We start from the raw sequence: 18,847 nt of genomic DNA, 5'->3' as shown, positions 1-18,847 counted from the left end.
GCGGCGACGCCGCGAGCCGAAGGCCGAATGTTTCGGATTTTTATCGAAATATTGCGATCGGACAAGCCGTGGACCGTGCCGGGTTATCTGTAACTGTCATGTAGGATTTCGCCAGTCACGTACTGGAATGCGAAGGCGTAACCGTGAACTTCAACAGTCACACCGACGCCGTGGTGGTCATCGCCGTCGGTCTGGTGAACGCGCTGACGGCGGGCGAGGCGCGAGGGCGTCCGTACGAGCCGCCCGCGGACGGGGCGCGGGCCGAGGTCGTCGCCGAGATCCTCGACGCCGGCCGCGGCGGGGCACTCAAGATCGGCGAGGCGGAGGCCGGCGCGCTGGCGGAGACCGCGCGGGCGCTGCGCGGCGTGTTCGAGGCGGTGTCACGCGGGGACGTCGACACGGCGGCGCTCACGGTCAACCGCCTGCTGGCCGAGACCGACGCCCGGCCGCACCTCGACCGGCACGACGGCGAGCCCTGGCACCTGCACTTCCACGGCGCGGGCGGCACTCTCGCGGGCAACTACGCGGCCGGCTGCGCGACGGGCCTCGCCGTCGTGCTGGGCAGCGAGCTGCACGACCGGCTGGGGGTGTGCACCGCGCCGCACTGCGACCGGGTGTACGTGGACACCTCCCGCAACGGCACCCGGCGCTTCTGCTCGACCGCCTGCCAGAACCGGGTCAAGACCGCCGCCTTCCGCGCCCGGGGCGCCTGACGCCCTGGTGACGGGCCCGAGTGACAGGTCCGATCGCCGCCGGACCCGCCCGCCGCCCTTCCGGCAGGCTCGACGCCATGAACGAGACGAACGACATCAACGACATGCACGGCAGGGCGGCCCTGGTCACCGGGGGTGGCCGGGGTATCGGCGCGGCGGTCGTGCTGAAGCTGGCCGAGCGCGGCGCCGACGTGGCGCTGACCTATGAGCGGGACGAGGACAGCGCGGCGCGGGTGGCCGAGAAGGTCAGGGGGATGGGCCGGCGGGCGCTGGCCATCAGGGCCGACGGCGGTGACGCGGCGGCGGCCGGGGCGGCCGTGGACGAGGCCGCCGCGGCGTTCGGCAGGCTCGACGTCCTCGTCAACAACGCGGCGGTCTTCCCCGTCGCGCCGATCGAGGACCTCGGGCCGGAGGAGGTCGACCGTACGCTCGCGGTCAACGTGCGGGGGCCGTTCCTGGCCGCGCGGGCGGCGGCGGGCCACATGACCGAGGGCGGCCGTATCGTCAGCATCGGGAGCAACGTCGCCGAGCGGACGCCCTTCCCCGGGTTCGCCCTGTATGCGCTGAGCAAGACGGCGCTGATCGGGATGACCAAGGGGCTCGCGCGCGACCTCGGGCCGCGGGGCATCACGGTCAACCTCGTCAACCCTGGTCCGACGGACACCGCCCTGAACCCGGCGGACGGCCCGATGGCGGACACGATCCGGGGACTGACGGCCCTCGGCCGCTACGCGGCGCCGGCGGAGATCGCCGAGATGGTCGCCCACCTCGCGGGCGACGGCGGCCGGTACGTCACCGGAGCGACGATCGACGTCGACGGCGGCTGGACCGTCTGACGGACGTCGCGAGCGGTGTCCGGACGGCCTCAGGCCTCGGCGGGCTCGACGTCGGCGACCACGCAGGAGATGTTGTCGGGGCCGCCGCCCTCGTTGGCCAGTTCGATCAGCCGGTCGACCGCCTCACGGGGGTCGGCGACCGTGCTGAGGACGTTGTGCAGCGCCTCCGCTTCGAGGACGGCGGTCAGGCCGTCGGAGCACAGCAGGTAACGGTCGCCCGGATACGCCTCCCGCAGCGACAGGTCGGGCTCGGCCAGGCCGCTCGTCTCCAGCGCCCGCAGCAGCAGGGACCGCCGGGGGTGACGGGCGGCCTGGTCGGGGCTCATCCGGCCGTCGTCCACCAGCGACTGCACCAGGGTGTGGTCCCGCGTGATCTGGTAGAGGGCGCCGTCCCGCAGCATGTACGCCCGGGAGTCGCCGACGTGGGCCAGTGCGAACCTCCCCTCGCCGTCCCACAGCATGGCCGTGACGGTCGTGCCCATCCGTTCAAGCGTGGGGTCCTGCGCGGCGAGATCGCCCAGGCGCTGCCCGGCCTCGCGCACGGCGTCCGCCAGGGCGGCGACCGGGTCGCCGGGGGCGGGATCGTCCTCCAGGCGGGCCAGTTCGGAGATGACGGCGGCGCTGGCGACCTCACCGTGTCCGTGACCGCCCATTCCGTCGGCGATGGCGAGCAGGCGCTCGCCCGCGTGCACCGAGTCCTCGTTCTTGGCACGCGAGCGTCCCACGTCCGACCCCGCGGCATACCGAATGCGGCTGTGCGTCATGGTTTTGAGTAAACCATTGGTTGAGTCACTTCACAAGCATGGTGCTAGGCTCATGTTCATGGATCACGAGGCCCCGGCGGACGCCGGCGTCGAAGCGACCGTGAACGCGGGTGACATCGCCCGGCTGGCCGACGTGGGCAGGGCCGCGGTCAGCAACTGGCGACGCAGGTACGACGACTTCCCCCAGCCCGTCGGCGGAACCGCGTCCAGCCCGCTCTTCTCGCTGCCCGAGGTCGAGGCGTGGCTGCGCAGGAACGGCAAGTCGTTCGAGGTGTCCCAGGGCGACCGCGTCTGGCAGCGGCTGCGCGCCTCGGCCGACGACCTGCGGCTGGGCGAGGTGATCCGCGAGGCGGGCGCCTTCCTGCTCTACGTCCAGCGCGACCCCGGCGGCTGGAAGCGGCTCGCCAGGTCCGCCGACCTCGCCGTACGGCTCCCGCGTGCCGTGGCCGAGGCGACCGGCGACCTGTTCCCGGGGGCCGCGTCGAGTGTGGAACCGGGGCTGCTCCGCCTGGTCGCGGCCATGGCCGAGCGGCACGGCGCGGCCGCGACGTTCGAGTTCCTGTGCGAGCGGTACGCCGAGGCGCACAGCCGCAGGCTCGCCCTGACCCGGCCCGACGTGGCCGCCCTCATGACCCGGCTGGCCTGCGCGGAGGCGCGGACCGTGCTCGACCCCGCCTGCGGCATGGGAACGCTCCTGCTCGGCGCCGCCGAGATCATGACCGGCCCGGCAGGGGAGGCGGACGGCGTACGGCTCCTCGGCCAGGACGTCAACGAGACGGCGGCGGCGCTGGCCGCGCTGCGGTTGCTGCTGCGCGGGCGGGACGCGCGGATCGTGCCCGGGGACGCGCTGCGCCACGACGCCTTCCCGCCGGAGCGGCCGGTCGACGCGGTCGTGTGCGACCCGCCGTTCAACGAGCGGGCCTGGGGACACGAGGACCTCGTCGGCGACCCCCGCTGGCAGCACGGCATGCCGCCCCGGGGCGAGTCGGAGCTGGCCTGGGTGCAGCACTGCCTCGCCCACGTGCGGCCCGGCGGGCTGGTGGCGATCCTGATGCCGGCCGCCGCGGCGAGCCGCCGCCCGGGCCGGCGGATCCGCGCGAACCTGCTGCGGGCGGGCGCGCTGCGCGCCGTCTTCACGCTGGCCGCCGGAGGGCCCGACCTGTGGCTGCTGCGCAGGCCGGAGCCGGGCGAGCGGGGGCCCGCCACGATCGTCGTGGGCGACGCGGGCGACGACCCGGAGTCCGTCGAGCGGTGCTGGCGGGCCCACCTCGCCGAGACCGAACCGCCGCGCGGCGGCCGCGTCGTCCGGATCATCGACATCCTCGACGACGAGGTGGACGTGAGCCCGGCGCGGCACCTGTCCCCGCGCGTCGACACCCGGGGCTTCCCCGCCGCGCGGGACCGCTTCCGGGAGGTGTCGGCGGCCCTGGCCGACGGTCTGCCGGACCTGGAGGTGCTCACCGGGGGTGGGGCGGGCTGGGACGTCTCCTGGTCGACCGTGGCGGAGATGGCCAGGTCCGGGCTGGTCACCATCCGGCATTCGCCGCTGAGAGCCCTCCCGGACGGCGACGCCCCCGAGGACGGCGAGGACGGCGTGCCCGTGCTGACGGCCGACGACCTGGCGGCCGGGGCGACGGGGGCCGCTGGGGTGACGGGGGCCGCGCCGGCGCGGCGGATTCCCCCCGCCCCCGGCCTGGTCGCCGTACGGCCCGGGGACGTCGTGGCGTCCGCGCTGACCGCGCGGGTGGTCACGGCGGACGGTGCGGTGCTCGGCCCGTACCTCAGCCTGTTCCGGGTCGATCCCGGCAAGGTGGACCCCGAGTTCCTCGCCGGGTTCCTGCGGTACGCGGCAGGCGGGGGCCGTCCGCACCCCGGCAGCGGCCGGGTGGAGGCCCGCCGGGCCCGGGTCCCTCAGCTTCCCCTGACCGTCCAGCGGGAGTACGGCGCGGCCTTCCGGCGGCTGCTCGCGCTGGAGGACGGCCTGCGGGAGGTGGCCGCCGCCGGGGAGGCGCTCGCCCGCCTCGGCGTCGAAGGGCTGGTCGGCGGACGTCTTCGCCCGCGCGGGTAACGGTGTAGCTTTTTCCCCGAAAGGTCGACGGGAGGGGCGCATGGTCATCGGCGACCGGTATGAGCTGGACGACCTTCCCCTGGGCCAGGGAGGAATGGGCGCCGTGTACGGCGGCCACGACCGGCGGCTCGACCGCAAGGTGGCGGTGAAGTTCCTGCGCCTGCCCGACGGCCCCGACGAGGAGCTGCAGCGCCGGTTCATCCGCGAGGCGCGCATCCTGGCGAAGCTCGACCATCCCGGGGCGCCCGTCCTGTACGACTTCGGCACCTACGAGCAGCGGCTCTTCCAGGTCATGCAGTTCATCGAGGGCGTGACCGTGGCCGACCTGCTGAGCGAGCACGGCCCGCTGCCGGTGCCCTGGGCGGCGGCCGTCGCCGCCCAGGCCTGCGCCGTGCTGACCGCCGCGCACAAGCTGTCGATCTGCCACCGGGACCTCAAGCCGACCAACCTCATGCTCTGCCCGGACGGCAGCGTGAAACTGCTCGACTTCGGGCTCGCGATGCTCCGCGAGCCGGACCGCGCGGGGGTGGCGGCCCAGTTCACCCGGATCGGGCAGATCCTCGGCACCCCGGCGTACATGTCGCCCGAGCAGATCCAGCGCGGGGTGGCCGGGCCGAAGAGCGACCTGTACTCCCTCGGCTGCGTGCTGCACGAGATGCTGACGGGCAACCAGCTGTTCACCGGGCCCACCGAGTACGCCGTGTTCGACAAGCAGGTGAAGGAGCGGCCGCCCCGCGTGCCGGGGGTCCCCGCCGCGCTCGACCACCTGATCGCCGAACTGCTGGAGAAGGACCCGGACCGGCGCCCGTCCGACGCGTACACCCTGTTCGAGCGGCTGCAGCCGTTCGCGGTGGACCTGCCCCCGCTGCCCGGCTTCCTCAACCCGTCGTCGGTGCCCAGCCCGGGGCGCATGTACGCCCAGATGATCGGCCGCGTCCGCTGACGCACCGAGAGCCGCTCAGGCCCGCCAGGCGGTGAGCACCTCGTCGACGCGGGAGCGGATCCGCTCGCGGGCGGCCATCCGCGGCACCCCCGACATGAGCAGCACGTCGTAGTCGGTGTCCAGGTGACGCACGCTCGCGACCACGGCGAGCGTGACGGCGCCCTCGTCCAGCGCGCGGGCGGCGGCGGTGCGGCCGACCCGCCCGCTGCCGCGTACGGCGGCGTGCCCGGCGATGGCCTCGGCCCGCCCGGCGGGACAGCCGGGGAACAGCCGGCGGATCTCCGCGGCCATCCGGTCCCGGAACCCGGCGTCCTCGTCCGCCCGGCGCTCGCGGTCGCGCTCCCGGCGGCGCAGCCGCACCTCCTCGTCGGCCAGGCACTGCTCCTCGGCCCGCGCCAGCGCCTCCTCCTCCACGAGGACGCCGAGCCGCTCGTACCTCTTGCGCCGCCGGTTGAAGCGGACCACGACGGCCGACAGCCCGCTCTCCTTCTTGGCGCGGCGGCTCAGCGCGGCGTTCCCCGCGGGCAGCAGGCACAGATGGTCCATGTCGGCGCACGTCAGGCAGTGCGGCGCATCGTCCTCCATGATCAGGTACGGCCCGCTCTCCGCGCAGCCGGCGCAGGTCCACGCCTCCGACGGTGCGACGACCACGAGGTCGGGGGCCCGGCCCTGCCGGTCCTCGATCTGCCGCCGCCGGGCCTCGCTCAGGTCGGGCGACAGCCAGTGGATCCGGAAGGCGCGCTCCGTCTCCTCGCCGCCCACGGCGGTGAAGCGCAGGGGCCGCCGGTCGCGGGTCCCGGCCGTGTACGCCGCCTCGCTCTCCAGGAGGTTCCGCGACCGGGCCCACTCCCGCAGATGCGACAGGGCCTCCTCCATCCGGTCCGCGTCCACGGCGGCCAGCCGTTCCAGGCTGTCCACGCGGCCCTGCCGCCAAGTCTGCACATGGCGGTCGTGCAGCCAGCGCAGGCCGGTGAGGACGTCGATGGGGGTCACGTATCTGCGGTTGGCCAGGGCGATCTCCGCCGCCTGGGCCACCCGTCCGCCGAGCTTGCTACGCACTCCTCCTAGATTGCCGTATGCGGGGCGTGCGGGTGCGGCGGTTCACGGCGGCGAGCAGCCCCACGGCCGCCAGGCTGGAGATCGTGGCCGACCCGCCGTACGAGACGAACGGCAGCGGCAGCCCGGCGATGGGCAGCAGGCCCATCGTCATCCCCACGTTGACGAACGTCTGGAACGCCAGCCAGCACACCACCCCGCCGGCCAGGACCGTGCCGAACGGGGAGGGGCTCCTGGCCGCGATCCACAGACCCCGCCACAGCAGCGCGAGCATCAGCAGGATCACGCAGGCGCCGCCGAGGAAGCCGAGTTCCTCGCCGGCCACCGTGAAGATGAAGTCGGTGTGCTGTTCGGGCACGAAGTGGCCGGCCGTCTGCTCGCCGTGGAACAGGCCCTTGCCGAGCAGCCCGCCCGAGCCGATCGCGATCCTCGCCTGCGTGGCGTTGTAGCCGACGCCCATCGGATCGGCGTCGGGGTCGGCCAGCACCATCAGCCGCTGGAGCTGGTAGGGCCGGATGAGGTCGAGCCGCCACACCAGCAGCACCCCGGCGGCGCCGGCTGCGGCGAACGCCGCGAACCACCTCTTGGGCGCGCCGGAGACGGCGATCATCCCGAAGGTGAGGACCAGGAAGACCAGGGCGGTGCCGTGGTCGGGCTGCAGCGCGATCAGGCCGACCGGCACCGCGGCCACTCCCAGCGCGAGCAGCACCGCCCCCGCGCCCGGCCTCCGCTCCCCGTCGCGCAGCTCGCCGAGGATCGTCGCGAGCGCGAGCAGCGTGGCCGCCTTGGCGAACTCGGACGGCTGGAACTGGAGGCCGTTCCCGAGGACGATCCAGGCGTGCGAGCCGTTGATCGTGCGGCCGAGCGGGGTCAGCACGGCGACCAGCCCGGCGAGCCCGAGCAGGTAGAGCAGCGGCACGTAGGCCCGCAGCAGCCGCAGGTCGATCCGCGAGACGGCCCACATCAGCGCGAAGCCGATGCCCACGCTGATGGCCTGCCGTTCCGGCAGCGTGGAGCCCGGCCGGCCGCGGGTGGCCGACCACACCAGCAGCAGCCCGATCGCCGACAGCGCGGCGGCGGGCAGCACCAGCCCCAGGGCGGGGAGGGTGACGCCCGCCGAGGCCCGCCGGCGGGTCGCGCGGGCCGGCGGCAGCCGTACGGACAGGGGACCCAGCGTCGTCATCGCCCACCACCCTTCTTGTGCTTCTTGGGGTGCTTCTTGTGGTGGGTGAGCGCGTCGATGCCCTCCCAGATCTCCCTGGCCGCGGGGGCCGCCGTGGTCCCGCCCGTGCCGCCCTGCGACACCACGACCACCACGACGTACTTGGGGTCCTTGGCGGGGGCGAAGGAGGCGAACCACGAGGTGTCCTGCCTGCCGTACGCCTCGGCGGTGCCGGTCTTGCCGGCCACCGGGAAGCGCTTGAGCGGGAACCCCGCGAACGCGGCGGCGGCGGTTCCCTCGCGCGGCACGCCGGCCAGCGAGTCGCGGATGAAGCGCAACGTCTTGCGGGAGACGTCGATCCTGCCCACGACGGGCGGGGCGATGGTGCGGACCACCGTGCCGTCAGGGCGCTCGATCCGCTTGCCGATCCTCGGGCTGAAGACCGTGCCGCCGTTGGCGAGCGCGGCGTAGCCCCGGGCGAGCTGGAGCGGCGTCACCAGCACGTCGCCCTGGCCGATGGAGAAGTTGGCCGCGTCGCCGGCCCACCAGACCCCGCCGGAGCGGCAGTTGTCGGCCGCGAGCGCCTTGAGGTAGGCCGCCCGCCCGCGGTCGGACTCCTCCGGGTAGCCGCTCTTGGCGCGGCGGCAGGCGTCGGCCCGGGTCCGCTCCCAGTTGGCCTTCTTCCAGGCCCGGTCGGGCACCCTTCCGGCCGCCTCGTGCGGCAGGTCGATCCCGGTGGGCGTGCCGAACCCGAACTCCTTCGCCATCTTCTGCATCGGGTCCTTGGGCCGCTTCACGGGCGTCAGCCCGCCGTCGCGCTTCCACATCCGCTCCGCGAAGCGGTAGAAGATCGTGTCGCAGGAGACCACCAGGGCCCGCCGCATGTCCATCCGGCCCAGTTCGGCGCTCTCGAAGTTGTGGAACACCCGGCCACCGATCTTGTAGCCGCCCGGGCAGTCGTAGGAGTCCCGCAGCCCGTAGCCCGCCTTCGCCGCCGCGGCCGTCGAGGTGACCTTCCACGTCGACCCCGGGGCCCACTGCCCCTGCACGGCGGCGCTGATCAGCGGCAGGTCCTCGTAGGCGCGCTGGGAGATGCCGCCGGTCCACACGCCGGGGTCGTAGCTGGGATAGTCGGCGATCGCCGTCACCCGCCCGGTCCTCGCCTCCAGCACGACCGCCGCGCCGCTGTCGGCGGGCTCGCCGCGCCGGCGCGCGCCGGTCACCGCCCGGGCCAGCGCCCGCTCGGCGACCTCCTGGACGCGCGCGTCGATGCTGGTCACCAGCGTCTCGCCGGGTACGGCGGCCTCCTCGCGGATCAGGCCGGTGACCTTGCCGGTGCTGTCCACCGCCACCTCCCTGATCCCGGTCCGGCCGGCCAGGTCGCGGTCGTACCGCGCTTCGAGGCCGTCGCGGCCGATCAGCTCCGGACCCCCTTCGGGGTCGTCGGGGGAGGGCGGCTGCAGGTAGCCGAGGACGTGCGCCGCGGCCGGGCCGAGCGGATAGGTCCGGACCGGCCGCAGCGCCGTGCTGACGCCGGGGAACTCGTTCTGCCGCTCCGCGATCCACAGCGCCGTGCGCACGCTGACGTCGTCGGCGACGACGATCGGCTGGTACGGCGAGCCGGGCCAGCACGGCCGCGGCACGTCCCTGCCGCACAGCCGGGCCCGGTCGGCGAGCTCCTGGTACGGCCGGCCCAGGGCCCGCGCCAGCCTGGTCAGCACGTCCGTCCCGCCGTCGGGCTGGTGGAGGAGGGCCATGTAGTCCACCGACACCTGCGGCCGGGTCTCGTTGGCCACGAGCGGCCGGCCGCGCACGTCGAGGATCTGCCCGCGCACGGGCGGCAGGACCACCGAGCGCACCCGCGACTCCGTCGCGGCCCTCGAATACGACGAGCCGGTGACGACCTGCAGGTACCACAGGCGGCCGAGCAGGGTCAGCATGAGCGTGGTGACCACGACGAACACCACCGTGAGGCGCCCCCGGTTGGCGTTTCCCCGGATGCCGCCGGGGGCGCCGCTACGCACGCCGTCCCCCGCGCGGGTACAGGGGGCGGGAGGCCGGCACCCGTCCGAAGGACCGGCGCCGGGGGAGGAGGGCGAGCCCGGCCGTCACGAGTGCGGCGCCGCCGGTGGTCCAGGCGATCGCGCCGGGGGCGAGCGCGGAGGCCCAGGGGGTCCCGTCCAGCAGGGCCGCGAGCACGCCCTCGGCGAGTGACGCGCCGAGGGCCACGAGGGCGGCGCCCGCGACACGGCGCGCGGCCCCGTCGTCGGCGGGGATCCGCATGGCCGCCCAGCCGGCCAGGCACAGCACCAGCGCGAGCCGTCCGATGGTGTGGTCGGCGGGCGGGGCGACGTCGGCGGCCAGGCCCGCGGCGAACCCCAGGAGCGCCCCGGCCCCGGTGCCCGGCCCCGCGCCCGCGACAGCCCTGGTCCGCAGCAGCGGCACGAGTGCGATGACGCAGATCAGCACGAGGTCGGGCACTCCCCCGGGAAGCGCCCACCCGTTGACCACGGTGACCTGGAGAACCGGCGCGGCGAGGACGAGCAGCACGGAGAGGATGACCGCCCTCATCGCGCCCCCTCCGTGGGCCCGGACGTGTCCTTCTTCTTCGCTTTCTTCTTTTTCTTCGACTTCTTGGACTTATTGGTCTTCTCGGACTTCTTCTCGGGCTCCTTCGTGGAGGTGTCCGTGACGGCCGGGGCGTCCGGCAGCGGCCCGAGGACCACCGTGACGTTCTCCAGCGCGGTGAACCGTGCGAAGGGGCGCACGAGCGCGGTCCTGGTCAGGGCGTCCGCCGCCGGCTCGACCGTGACGACGGTGCCGATCGGCACGTCCGGCACGAAGGGCCGCAGGTCGCGCGAGCCCAGCGTCACCACCCGGTCGCCCGGCTTCACGTCGGCCGAAGGATTGAGCAGGCCCAGCCGCAGCAGGCCGTGCTCGGGGACGCCGGTCACCAGGCCGACCTCCCGCGAGCCCTCCAGGCGGGCGCCGACGGAGGCGCCGGAGGCGGTGGCGAGTTGCACCGTCGCCGTCCCCGGGCCGGTCCGCAGGACCCGGCCGACCAGCCCGTCGGCGTCGAAGACCGTCATGTCGGGGGTCACCCCGGCGTCGGCGCCGGCGTCGATCGTGACGGTGCCGTCCCGGCCGAAGCCGACGGCGTGGGCCGAGACGACCTGATAGCCGTTCCCCTCGGCCGGGGGCGGGGTGGCCCGGCGGGCGGCGAGCAGTTCGGCGCGCAGCCGGGTGTTCTCCCGTTCGAGGTCCTCCAGGCGGCCCGCGCCCGACGCCCAGCGGACGCTGGAGGACGCCGCGTCCTCCAGCCCGCCGTAGACGGCCGACCCGAACGCCCGCAGGGGGTCCAGCGGGATCACCGTGTCTGCCGCGATCAGCGCGACGGCGGCGAGCGCCAGCAGCACGGGCACCCGGCGTCCGGGGCGACCTGGGTGACCTGCCGTCCTCATCTGCGGGTTTCGGGGAGGAACACGTCCCGCATGTCGTCGAACCGCTCGGTGCAGCGGCCCGCGCCCAGCACGACCGACTGGAGCGGCTGGTCGACGAGGTGGATCGGCATGCCGACCGCCTCTTCGAGCCGCCCGGCGAGGCCTTCGAGCAGCGCCCCGCCCCCGGTCAGCACGATCCCGTTGTCGAGCAGGTCGCCCGCGAGCTCGGCCGGGCACTGGTCCAGCGTGGTCTGGACGGCGTCGACGATCGTCTGGACCTGGTCCTCGATGGCCTCCCTGACCTGGCCCCTGGTGATCGTCGCCGTCTTGGGCAGACCGGTGACCAGGTCGCGGCCCCGGATCGGCTGCGTCGTCGTGTCGTCGCCGCCCGGCCGCGCGCTGCCCATGGTGATCTTGATGTGCTCGGCCGTGCGCTCGCCGAGCAGGAGAGAGTGTTCCTTCTTGACGTAGTTGACGATCGCCTCGTCGAGTTCGTCGCCGCCGACCCGCACCGACTTCGACACGACCACCCCGCCGAGCGAGACGATCGCGACCTCGGTGGTCCCGCCGCCGATGTCCACGACCATGTTGCCGGTCGTGTCGCCCACGTTGAGGCCCGCGCCGATCGCGGCCGCCATGGGCTCCTCGATGATGTGGACGCGCCGGGCGCCCGCCTCGTACGCCGCCTCGCGGACCGCGCGCTGCTCGACGCTGGTGGTGCCGCTCGGCACGGCGACGACGACGCGGGGCTTGGCCAGGTAGCGGTTCCGGTGCGCGAGCTGGATGAAGTGCCGCAGCATGCGCTCGGCGGCGTCGAGGTCGGCGATCACGCCGTCCTTGAGCGGGCGCAGAGTCGCGATGTGGGGCGGGGTCCGCCCGATCATCTCCTTCGCGGCGGTCCCGACGGCCACGATCCGGTCGCTGTGCAGGTTGATCGCCACGACCGAGGGCTCGTCCAGGACGACGCCCTTCTTGCGCACGTACACCAGCGTGTTGGCCGTACCGAGGTCGACCGCCATGTCCCGGCCGAGCAATCCCCACGGGAAACCCATCGGCGACCAGCTTTCAGAGAGGAGGGAGAGCACGCGTGATCGCTGCCCGCCGCCCCCGCCTCTGAAACAGAACACATCCGCACGAAAGCGGGCCGCTAGGTGACGCTGAGATAGAGGTCTCTCGCCAGCTTCGTCACCCGTTCGGCCGACTTCGCGAAGGACGCCCCCGAGGGCTGCAGGGTGAGCACGACCATGATCAGCCGGTCGCTGATCACGCCTGTAGTGTGGAGCACCGGACGGCCGAAATCAACCGGTTCGCGGCCCATCGTGACCGGCCCGATACGGTATGACGCGGTCTTCGCGCGGGCGCACCGGACCGGGGGCGCCGAGCCGTACCCGGACCATCCCTGCTTGATCGCCCAGGGCCGGGGGACGGCGCGGGGAATGCCGAAGTACTGGTCGAAGCCGTCGCTCGCGCACCGCCAGGCCTGGCGCAGGTTGCCCAGGACGAAGTCGCGGACGCGGGGTTCGGCCCGCTTCAGCAGATATCGGTAGACGAGCGCGATGTCGGCCGCGCTGATGGCGGTGTAGCCCCAGAAGCCGGGTTTGGCCGCGGGCGGCGGGGAGGTTTCGGACAGGCCGATCCGGCGCGCCATCCGCCGGACGATCTCGCCCTGACCCCCGCGCCGCCACAGGGTGGTGGCGGCGTCGTCGTCGCTGCCGCGGAGCATGGGCGTCAGCAGCGCCCTGTCCCGGGCGGGGATCGCGCCCCGGTGCCGCTCCAGGTAGTCGGTCGCGATGAGGATCTTGACCACCGACGCCGACCGGAACCGGTGGTGCGCCAGATGCTGCGCGACGGTCCTGCCGGTCGCCAGGTCCACCATCGAGTATCCCGCCGTGACCCCGGCCGGCACCCGCACCGGTTTCGCCGGCGACCGCACTGACGACCGCGCGGCTGCTCGCGCGGCCGCCTGGGGCGCCGGCTTCGCGGTGGTCGCGGTGGTCGCGGTGGTGGCGGCCGCGGGGGTGCCGTTCGCCGAGCAGGCCGTCAGGAGCGCCGTGAGCACGACGGCCAAGGCAGTCGATGCGGCCGTGGGTGCGGCGGTTCTCGATCGCGTCACCCGGCCATGACTATCAGATGGAGCGGGTCAGCGTCCGTCGAGGAGGGGACGCCTGGGGTCCCAGCGGGTGCCCTCGGCGGCGTCCCTGCGGCGCCGGGCGATGGCCGACAGCGCCTCCAGGACGACCCGGTTGCCGAGGTAGGCCGTGATGTCCGCGTGGTCGTACGGCGGGGCCACCTCGACGATCTCCAGCCCGACGACCGGCAGTTCGTAACAGGTCCTGCGGACGGCGTCGAGAAGCTGGCGGGCCGACAGGCCGCCCGGCTCGGGCGTGCCGGTGCCCGGCGCGTGGCCGGGGTCGCAGACGTCCACATCGACCGACAGGTAGACCCCGTCGCAGTCGTCGAGCGCGATCGCGTACGCCTCGGTGAGGCACTCGTCGAGCCCTCTGGCGACGATCTCCGTCATCTCGTACGACCGCATCCGCTGACCGGCCATCCAGTCGAGGATCTCGGGGCCGGGCCAGTAGCCGCGCAGGCCGATCTGCAGGAAGCGGTCGCCCCGGATCGCGCCCGACTCGATCAGCCGCCGCATCGGCTGCCCGTGGCCGTGCAGGTGGCCGAACTCGATGTCGCCGGTGTCCGCGTGCGCGTCGAAGTGGATCATGGAGACGCGGCCGAAGCCGTGGTGCCGCGCCACGCCGGTCGCGTCGGGCAGGGCGATCGTGTGGTCGCCGCCGAGGACGACGGGAACGGCCCCGGAGGCCGCGATACGGGCGACGGCGTCCTCGATCGCGCGCAGGCTGCCCTCGATGTCGCCGGCGTAGGTCTCCACGTCCCCGGCGTCCAGCACGCGCAGGTCCCTGAGGGCGTCCACGCGCAGCGCCAGGCTCGGCCGGGAGCCGTCGTGGGGGAGATAGCACGTCTGGCGGATGGCGTTCGGGCCGAAGCGGGCCCCCGGGCGGTGCGAGGTGCCGCCGTCGAAGGGCGCGCCCAGGATCACGACGTCGGCTCCCGCGTAACCGGCCGGGTCGTCGAGGTCGCAGCGCTCGACCCCGAGGAAGGTGATGTCGGGGCCGAACATCTGGCCGTAGCGGCTCATCCCACTCCTGGCAGTCAATCGGTCTTATCGGACATCACATGCTATTGGCTGACAGAACCGGCACGTTGCAGGAACGGGTCGAGCAGGCCGGGGGTGCCCGCGGTGGCCAGGCGCAGCGCCTCGGCGAGTTCGACGTCGCGCACCTGGTAGCTCTGCCCGCCCGCCGCGGTGGTCGCCGTCAGCGTGGCGAGGCCCGCCCGCCGCTGGAAGAACGACCGCTCGACGGTCCAGCCGATGACGCCGTCGCACCGCAGCACGACCCGGCGGCGGACGAGCGAGCCCCACCGGGTCACCAGATATCCCGAGGTCAGGGCGTGTCCGAGGGATCGGTAGCGGTCGGCGGCGAGCAGCGCCGTCACCGGTAGCAGGGCGGCGGCGGTGAGCCAGGGCCACAGGGGCGGCTCGCCCAGCGCCCACAACAGGAGCAGCGCGACCAGGATCGGCACGTGCACGCCGAACGCGCGGGTGAACCGGCGGCGCAGCGCTGCGGGCCCGTGCGGGATGAGGGGCGCGGTCAGGGGCTCGGGGAAGGGCGCGGTGAGGGGTGCCGGGCCGGTGGCGCCGGGCGCGTGGGACAGCACGAGCCGGGCCACCGCGGCGGCCTCCGCGCGGGGCGCGGGCGGCAGCAGCATCGAGCCGCCGCGCTGGCCGCCCTGCCCCGAGCGCAGACCGGTCGTCACCGCGGACAACCGGGCTCCGCGTACGGCCCGCAGCAGCAGGGGCTCGTCGACCTCGACCCCCCGCAGCCGCCGTTCCTCGATGGTGGTGGCCCGCCTGGTCAGCAGGCCCCGGGTCACGTGCAGGGTGCCCTCGGCGTGCCGGGTCAGCCGGAAGTTCCCGTACGCCAGGACGTAGCCGAGCGTGGACGCGACGCCCACGAACACCACGAGCACGAGCACCACCGTCGCGATCTCCAGCGCGAGCGACATCGCGCTGAACCACCGCCAGGTCTCCCGGACCGGCCCCACCCGGTCGAGGTCGATGTTCCCCTCCGAGACCAGGCGGGACACGAAGCCGCCGACGACGCCCACGGTGACCAGACCGGACATGGTGAACGGCCCGAACCTGACCCACCCGGGACGCATCCGCGCGAGTTCGGTCTCCCCGGCTAGCGTGCTCCCGGCGGGCGGCGGCACCGGCGACGCCGGGGACTGGGCCGCGGAGGACTGGGCCACCGTCGATTGGGCGGCGGGGGAGCGGTGCAGCAGTTCCACGCGCAGGTTGGCGGCCTCGGCGGCGCTCAGCGCGTCGAGCTTGAGCCGGCTATCGTGCCTGCGGTCGGAGGTGCCCGTCCCCACCTCCACCCGGGCCAGGCCGAGCACGCGGTGCAGCACGTGGGAGGTGACGTCGACGGTGCGGACCCGGTCGCGGGGCACGGTCAGCACCTTCCGGTTCAGCAGCCCGCGCCTGACCTGCACGTGCTCGGGGGAGATCCGGTACGTCGTGGTGAACCAGCGGAGCATGCCGAACAGGACCGTCAGGCCGACGCCCGCGAGGGTCCACAGGTGGCCCTTCCCGCCGCTGCTCGTTCCCGCCACCAGCAGGCCGAGCAGCGCCGGGGCGGCCCGCACGACCTCCTGGACCGGATGGACCAGCAGCATCCGCGGGCTGAGCCGCCGCCAGTCGGTCGGGGCCGGGCCGCTTACGGGACCGGTCATCGAGCCGCTCACCGAGCCGCTCATGTCGCGTCGCCCGCCGTCGCCTGCGCGTTGGCGGTGAGCTCGGCGACCAGGCGCTGGGCTGTGTCCCGGTCGAGACCGCCGACCTTGATGGGACCGGCGGCCGAGGCCGTGGTGACGGTGACGTTGGCGAGGCGGAAGAGCTGCTCCAGCGGGCCGCGCTCGCTGTCCACCGTCTGGATGCGGGAGACGGGGGCGATGCGCCACTCCTGCCGGAACCAGCCCGACTGCGTGAACACCGCCGCCGGGGTGGCCTCCCAGCGGTGCACCCGGTAACGCCACAGCGGCATGAGCGTGACGTGCGCCGCCGCGACGACGGCGGTCGCGGCGAGGCCGATGACGTGCGCGGAGAGCGGCACGCCCGCGTCGTCGGCCACCAGCCAGATCACCTGGGCCGCCAGGAGGATGAGCCAGCCCAGAGCGGCCCGCGCGGCCCAGTACCAGATGGCGGTGCGGCTCACGCGGTGCCGAGGGGGTCGGAGGGTCGGGACGTCCACGCCTCAACTCTGCCCGATCCGCCGACCTCCCGGGCATCCGCCCATGCCGCCCGTGCGGAGCCGCGCGTGAGGGGGTCGCTCCCGGGTCAGAGGGCCGACAGGAGCTCGCGGACGTGGGAGAGCGGGTCGGCGCCCACGGGGCGGACGGCGACCGTGGTCACGCCCGCCTGCCACAACGCCCTGACGTGCGCGGACGCCTCCTGCGGGGAACCCACCGCCATGGCGACCTCCTCCGGCGCGACCCGCAGGAACGCCGCCTGCTGCTCCGCCGCGGGCCGCATGACCTCGCGTGCGTCGTCGCCGACGCAGAGGTAGACGAACGCCACCACTTCGTGATCACCGGTCGCGCCGACGTGCTCGATGACCGAACGCAGCCGCTCGGGGCCCAGCCCCTCGGGGAGGATCGTGCCCTCGGCCACCCGGCCCGACAGGGCCAGGGAGCGGGGGCTCACCACTCCGGCGAGGACGGGCGGCGGCTCGGCCGGCGGGTGGACGAGGCGGACGCCGTCCAGGCGCACCTCGCGTCCGTGCAGGGTGACGGTCTCGCCGCGCAGCAGCGCCCGTACGGACGTGATCGTCTCCTCCAGCAACGACATAGGTGACGAGGCGGCGGCGCCTGCCTGACGCATCCACGCCTGCACTCCGTGCCCGATCCCGGCGGCCAGCCGCCCGGGATGGAGGCGGGCCAGGTTGGCCAGCTCCATCGCCAGCAGCATGGGATTGCGCAGGGGCGCCGGGGTGATGCCGATGCCCACGCGCAGGCGTGCGGTCGCGGCCAGCGCCGTGGCCGCCGAGGAGATCGCGCCCGTCCAGCCGAGGTCCTCCACCACCCACAGGTCGGAGACCGCGGTGCCGTCGAGTTCCCGGGCGAACCGGGGGAGCGACTCCGGCGGGAGGTCGCGGTCGAAGACGACTCCAAGCCTCACGGGCGGCCCTCCAGTGTGCGAGATCGGCTCCACGGCCTTCCAAGTATCCAGGACGGAGGGAGGCGAGGACGGCACAGGCACCTGCCGTGAGACAGGTGCCTGTGCCGGAGAGCCGGAGCGTGCCTCCGGCGGACCCGAACCCGCACGCCTCTGCGCCGGTCGGGCGGTCAGGCCATCTGGTGCTGCTCGGCGCTGAGGGGGGCGGCGATGTCCTCCAGCGAGCGCCGGGCGGCCTCCACGCCCATGAACCACTGCACCAGCCCCGCCGCGATCATCAGCACGGCGCCGATGACGTAGCCGACGACGACGTTGCCCACGCTCTCGCTCTCCACCAGGCGGCCGAACAGCACCGGCCCGATGATGCCGCCGAGCCCGGTGCCGACCGCGTAGAACAGGGCGATGGCGAGGGCCCGGGTCTCCATCGGGAAGATCTCCGAGACCGTCAGGTAGGCGCTGCTCGCCCCGGCGGAGGCGAAGAAGAACACCACCATCCAGCAGATCGTGAGGGTCACCGGCGAGAGCACCTGCGCGTTGAACAGCGCGGCGGTGCCGAGCAGGAGCAGGCCGGACAGCGCGTAGCTGCCCGCGATCATCGTGCGGCGGCCGATCGTGTCGAAGAACCGGCCGAGCAGGACGGGGCCGAGGAAGTTCCCGATCGCGATCGGGATGAGGTACCACGGCGTGCTGCCGTCCGGCACCTTGAAGAAGGTCGACAGCACCAGCGCGTACGTGAAGAAGATCGAGTTGTAGAGGAACGCCTGGCCGACGAACAGCGACAGGCCGACGACGGTGCGCTTGGGGTAGCGCCGCAGCAGTGTCGCCGCCACCTCCGTCAGCGGGGTGTGCTCCCGCTGGGTGATCCTGATCTCCCCGTGCGCGGGTTCGAGCGTCTTGCCGCTCTCGTCGCGGACCTTCGTCTCGATCTCGCGGACGATCTCCTCGGCCTCCCGTTCCCGGCCGTGGATGAACAGCCAGCGTGGACTCTCCGGCACCGTACGGCGGACCAGCAGGATGGCCACGCCCAGGATGGCGCCCAGCCCGAACAGCAGACGCCAGCCGAGGTCCGCCGGCAGCAGGCCCGTGTCGAGCGCCGGGATCGCGATGAGGGCGCCGAGCGCCGTGCCCAGCCAGAAGGAGCCGTTCACCACCAGGTCGACCGTGCCGCGCACGCGCGCCGGGATGAGTTCGTCGATCGCCGAGTTGATCGCGGCGTACTCGCCTCCGATGCCGGCGCCGGTGAAGAACCGGCACAGGTAGAAGTACCAGGCGTCGTGGGCGAACGCGGTGGCCACGGTGGCGGCGAGGTAGACGGCGAGCGTCACCAGGAAGAGCTTCTTGCGCCCGAACCGGTCCGTCAGGTGGCCGAAGAAGAGAGCGCCCAGGCAGGCTCCCGCGACGTACACGCCGGCGGCGACGCCGACCTCGCTGTCGCTGAGCCCCAGCCCGCTGCTCGGGTCGGTGATGCGCGGGCCGATGACCCCGACGATGGTCACTTCGAGCCCGTCGAGAATCCAGACGGTGCCGAGGCCGATGAGCACCAGCCAGTGCCAGCGAGCCCAGGGGAGCCGATCCAGCCGCGCGGGAATGTCGGTACTAATCTGCGCCATAT

At 73.8% G+C, this 18,847-nt stretch carries 17 protein-coding genes; 4 read left to right on the top strand and 13 right to left on the bottom strand.

Translation table 11 applies throughout. From position 1 onward, the window contains the following. The first annotated feature begins 143 nt into the window (after positions 1-143). Together FED44_RS25090 and FED44_RS25085 are read left to right on the top strand one after the other, a co-directional pair. A complete protein-coding gene (locus tag FED44_RS25090) occupies positions 144-713 on the top strand; it encodes a CGNR zinc finger domain-containing protein (protein WP_117408786.1) in 570 nt (189 codons plus the stop codon). Between the two features lie 77 nt (positions 714-790). Next, entirely contained in the window at positions 791-1,549 is a 759-nt protein-coding gene (locus FED44_RS25085) for an SDR family NAD(P)-dependent oxidoreductase (protein ID WP_138462249.1), read from the top strand. Positions 1,550-1,578: 29 nt separating this feature from the next. On the opposite strand, the gene FED44_RS25080 is transcribed toward FED44_RS25085, so the two are convergent. After that, on the bottom strand, positions 1,579-2,274 hold the full coding sequence (locus FED44_RS25080; RefSeq protein ID WP_244302242.1) for a PP2C family protein-serine/threonine phosphatase: 696 nt from the start codon (positions 2,272-2,274) through the stop codon (positions 1,579-1,581). 97 nt (positions 2,275-2,371) lie between these two features. On the opposite strand from FED44_RS25080, the gene FED44_RS25075 reads away from it, so the two are divergent. Both FED44_RS25075 and FED44_RS25070 read left to right on the top strand, forming a co-directional pair. Next, positions 2,372-4,381, top strand: a complete 2,010-nt coding sequence (locus FED44_RS25075; protein WP_138462248.1) for an N-6 DNA methylase — start codon at positions 2,372-2,374, stop codon at positions 4,379-4,381. A gap of 40 nt (positions 4,382-4,421) precedes the next feature. Next, the gene (locus FED44_RS25070) at positions 4,422-5,324 is read left to right on the top strand and encodes a serine/threonine-protein kinase (protein WP_117408784.1); all 903 of its coding nucleotides are present in this window, start codon (positions 4,422-4,424) and stop codon (positions 5,322-5,324) included. A gap of 15 nt (positions 5,325-5,339) precedes the next feature. Here the strand turns inward: FED44_RS25070 and FED44_RS25065 are convergent, their stop codons facing one another. From FED44_RS25065 to FED44_RS25010, 12 genes are all read right to left on the bottom strand, one after another. Continuing rightward, positions 5,340-6,383 carry a DUF2293 domain-containing protein gene (locus FED44_RS25065; RefSeq protein WP_182877683.1) on the bottom strand — a complete coding sequence of 348 codons (1,044 nt, stop codon included), beginning with the start codon at positions 6,381-6,383 and terminating at the stop codon, positions 5,340-5,342. Continuing rightward, positions 6,376-7,563 carry a rod shape-determining protein RodA gene (rodA, locus tag FED44_RS25060; protein WP_138462247.1) on the bottom strand — a complete coding sequence of 396 codons (1,188 nt, stop codon included), beginning with the start codon at positions 7,561-7,563 and terminating at the stop codon, positions 6,376-6,378. The genes FED44_RS25065 and rodA overlap by 8 nt, the downstream gene beginning before the upstream one ends. Further along, a complete protein-coding gene (gene mrdA, locus FED44_RS25055; RefSeq protein WP_244302241.1) occupies positions 7,560-9,566 on the bottom strand; it encodes a penicillin-binding protein 2 in 2,007 nt (668 codons plus the stop codon). The genes rodA and mrdA overlap by 4 nt, the downstream gene beginning before the upstream one ends. Next, entirely contained in the window at positions 9,559-10,113 is a 555-nt protein-coding gene (locus tag FED44_RS36015; protein WP_165900817.1) for a hypothetical protein, read from the bottom strand. Before FED44_RS36015 ends, mrdA begins: the two co-directional genes overlap by 8 nt. Next, the gene (gene mreC / locus FED44_RS25045) at positions 10,110-10,964 is read right to left on the bottom strand and encodes a rod shape-determining protein MreC (RefSeq protein WP_138462246.1); all 855 of its coding nucleotides are present in this window, start codon (positions 10,962-10,964) and stop codon (positions 10,110-10,112) included. The genes FED44_RS36015 and mreC overlap by 4 nt, the downstream gene beginning before the upstream one ends. Positions 10,965-10,999: 35 nt before the next feature. Beyond that, positions 11,000-12,034, bottom strand: a complete 1,035-nt coding sequence (mreB, locus tag FED44_RS25040) for a rod shape-determining protein (protein WP_244302240.1) — start codon at positions 12,032-12,034, stop codon at positions 11,000-11,002. 95 nt (positions 12,035-12,129) lie between these two features. Next, positions 12,130-13,041, bottom strand: coding sequence for a serine hydrolase (locus FED44_RS25035; protein ID WP_208759150.1), 912 nt, complete (start codon positions 13,039-13,041; stop codon positions 12,130-12,132). 81 nt (positions 13,042-13,122) lie between these two features. Further along, on the bottom strand, positions 13,123-14,136 hold the full coding sequence (gene speB / locus FED44_RS25030; RefSeq protein WP_117408778.1) for an agmatinase: 1,014 nt from the start codon (positions 14,134-14,136) through the stop codon (positions 13,123-13,125). A 41-nt stretch (positions 14,137-14,177) separates the two neighbouring features. Continuing rightward, the gene (locus FED44_RS25025; protein ID WP_138462245.1) at positions 14,178-15,794 is read right to left on the bottom strand and encodes a PH domain-containing protein; all 1,617 of its coding nucleotides are present in this window, start codon (positions 15,792-15,794) and stop codon (positions 14,178-14,180) included. Between the two features lie 20 nt (positions 15,795-15,814). Next, entirely contained in the window at positions 15,815-16,276 is a 462-nt protein-coding gene (locus FED44_RS25020; protein ID WP_244302238.1) for a PH domain-containing protein, read from the bottom strand. 122 nt (positions 16,277-16,398) lie between these two features. Continuing rightward, the gene (locus FED44_RS25015) at positions 16,399-17,238 is read right to left on the bottom strand and encodes an LLM class flavin-dependent oxidoreductase (RefSeq protein WP_138462244.1); all 840 of its coding nucleotides are present in this window, start codon (positions 17,236-17,238) and stop codon (positions 16,399-16,401) included. A 167-nt stretch (positions 17,239-17,405) separates the two neighbouring features. Next, positions 17,406-18,845, bottom strand: coding sequence for an MFS transporter (locus tag FED44_RS25010; RefSeq protein ID WP_208759149.1), 1,440 nt, complete (start codon positions 18,843-18,845; stop codon positions 17,406-17,408). Between the last annotated feature and the right edge of the window lie 2 nt (positions 18,846-18,847).

The organism is Microbispora triticiradicis (genome assembly GCF_005864065.1).
In the GTDB taxonomy this organism is placed as follows: domain Bacteria; phylum Actinomycetota; class Actinomycetes; order Streptosporangiales; family Streptosporangiaceae; genus Microbispora; species Microbispora triticiradicis.
This window is presented reverse-complemented; position numbering and strand designations above follow the sequence as displayed.

Excerpts from the sequence above, each read along its gene's own strand:
- FED44_RS36015 (WP_165900817.1), bottom strand. The coding sequence starts at position 10,113 with ATGAGGGCGGTCATCCTCTCCGTGCTGCTCGTCCTCGCCGCGCCGGTT.
- FED44_RS25025 (WP_138462245.1), bottom strand. The coding sequence starts at position 15,794 with ATGACCGGTCCCGTAAGCGGCCCGGCCCCGACCGACTGGCGGCGGCTC.
- FED44_RS25085 (WP_138462249.1), top strand. The coding sequence starts at position 791 with ATGAACGAGACGAACGACATCAACGACATGCACGGCAGGGCGGCCCTG.
- mreB (WP_244302240.1), bottom strand. The coding sequence starts at position 12,034 with ATGGGTTTCCCGTGGGGATTGCTCGGCCGGGACATGGCGGTCGACCTC.
- FED44_RS25075 (WP_138462248.1), top strand. The coding sequence starts at position 2,372 with ATGGATCACGAGGCCCCGGCGGACGCCGGCGTCGAAGCGACCGTGAAC.
- speB (WP_117408778.1), bottom strand. The coding sequence starts at position 14,136 with ATGAGCCGCTACGGCCAGATGTTCGGCCCCGACATCACCTTCCTCGGG.
- rodA (WP_138462247.1), bottom strand. The coding sequence starts at position 7,563 with ATGACGACGCTGGGTCCCCTGTCCGTACGGCTGCCGCCGGCCCGCGCG.
- FED44_RS25010 (WP_208759149.1), bottom strand. The coding sequence starts at position 18,845 with ATGGCGCAGATTAGTACCGACATTCCCGCGCGGCTGGATCGGCTCCCC.
- FED44_RS25070 (WP_117408784.1), top strand. The coding sequence starts at position 4,422 with ATGGTCATCGGCGACCGGTATGAGCTGGACGACCTTCCCCTGGGCCAG.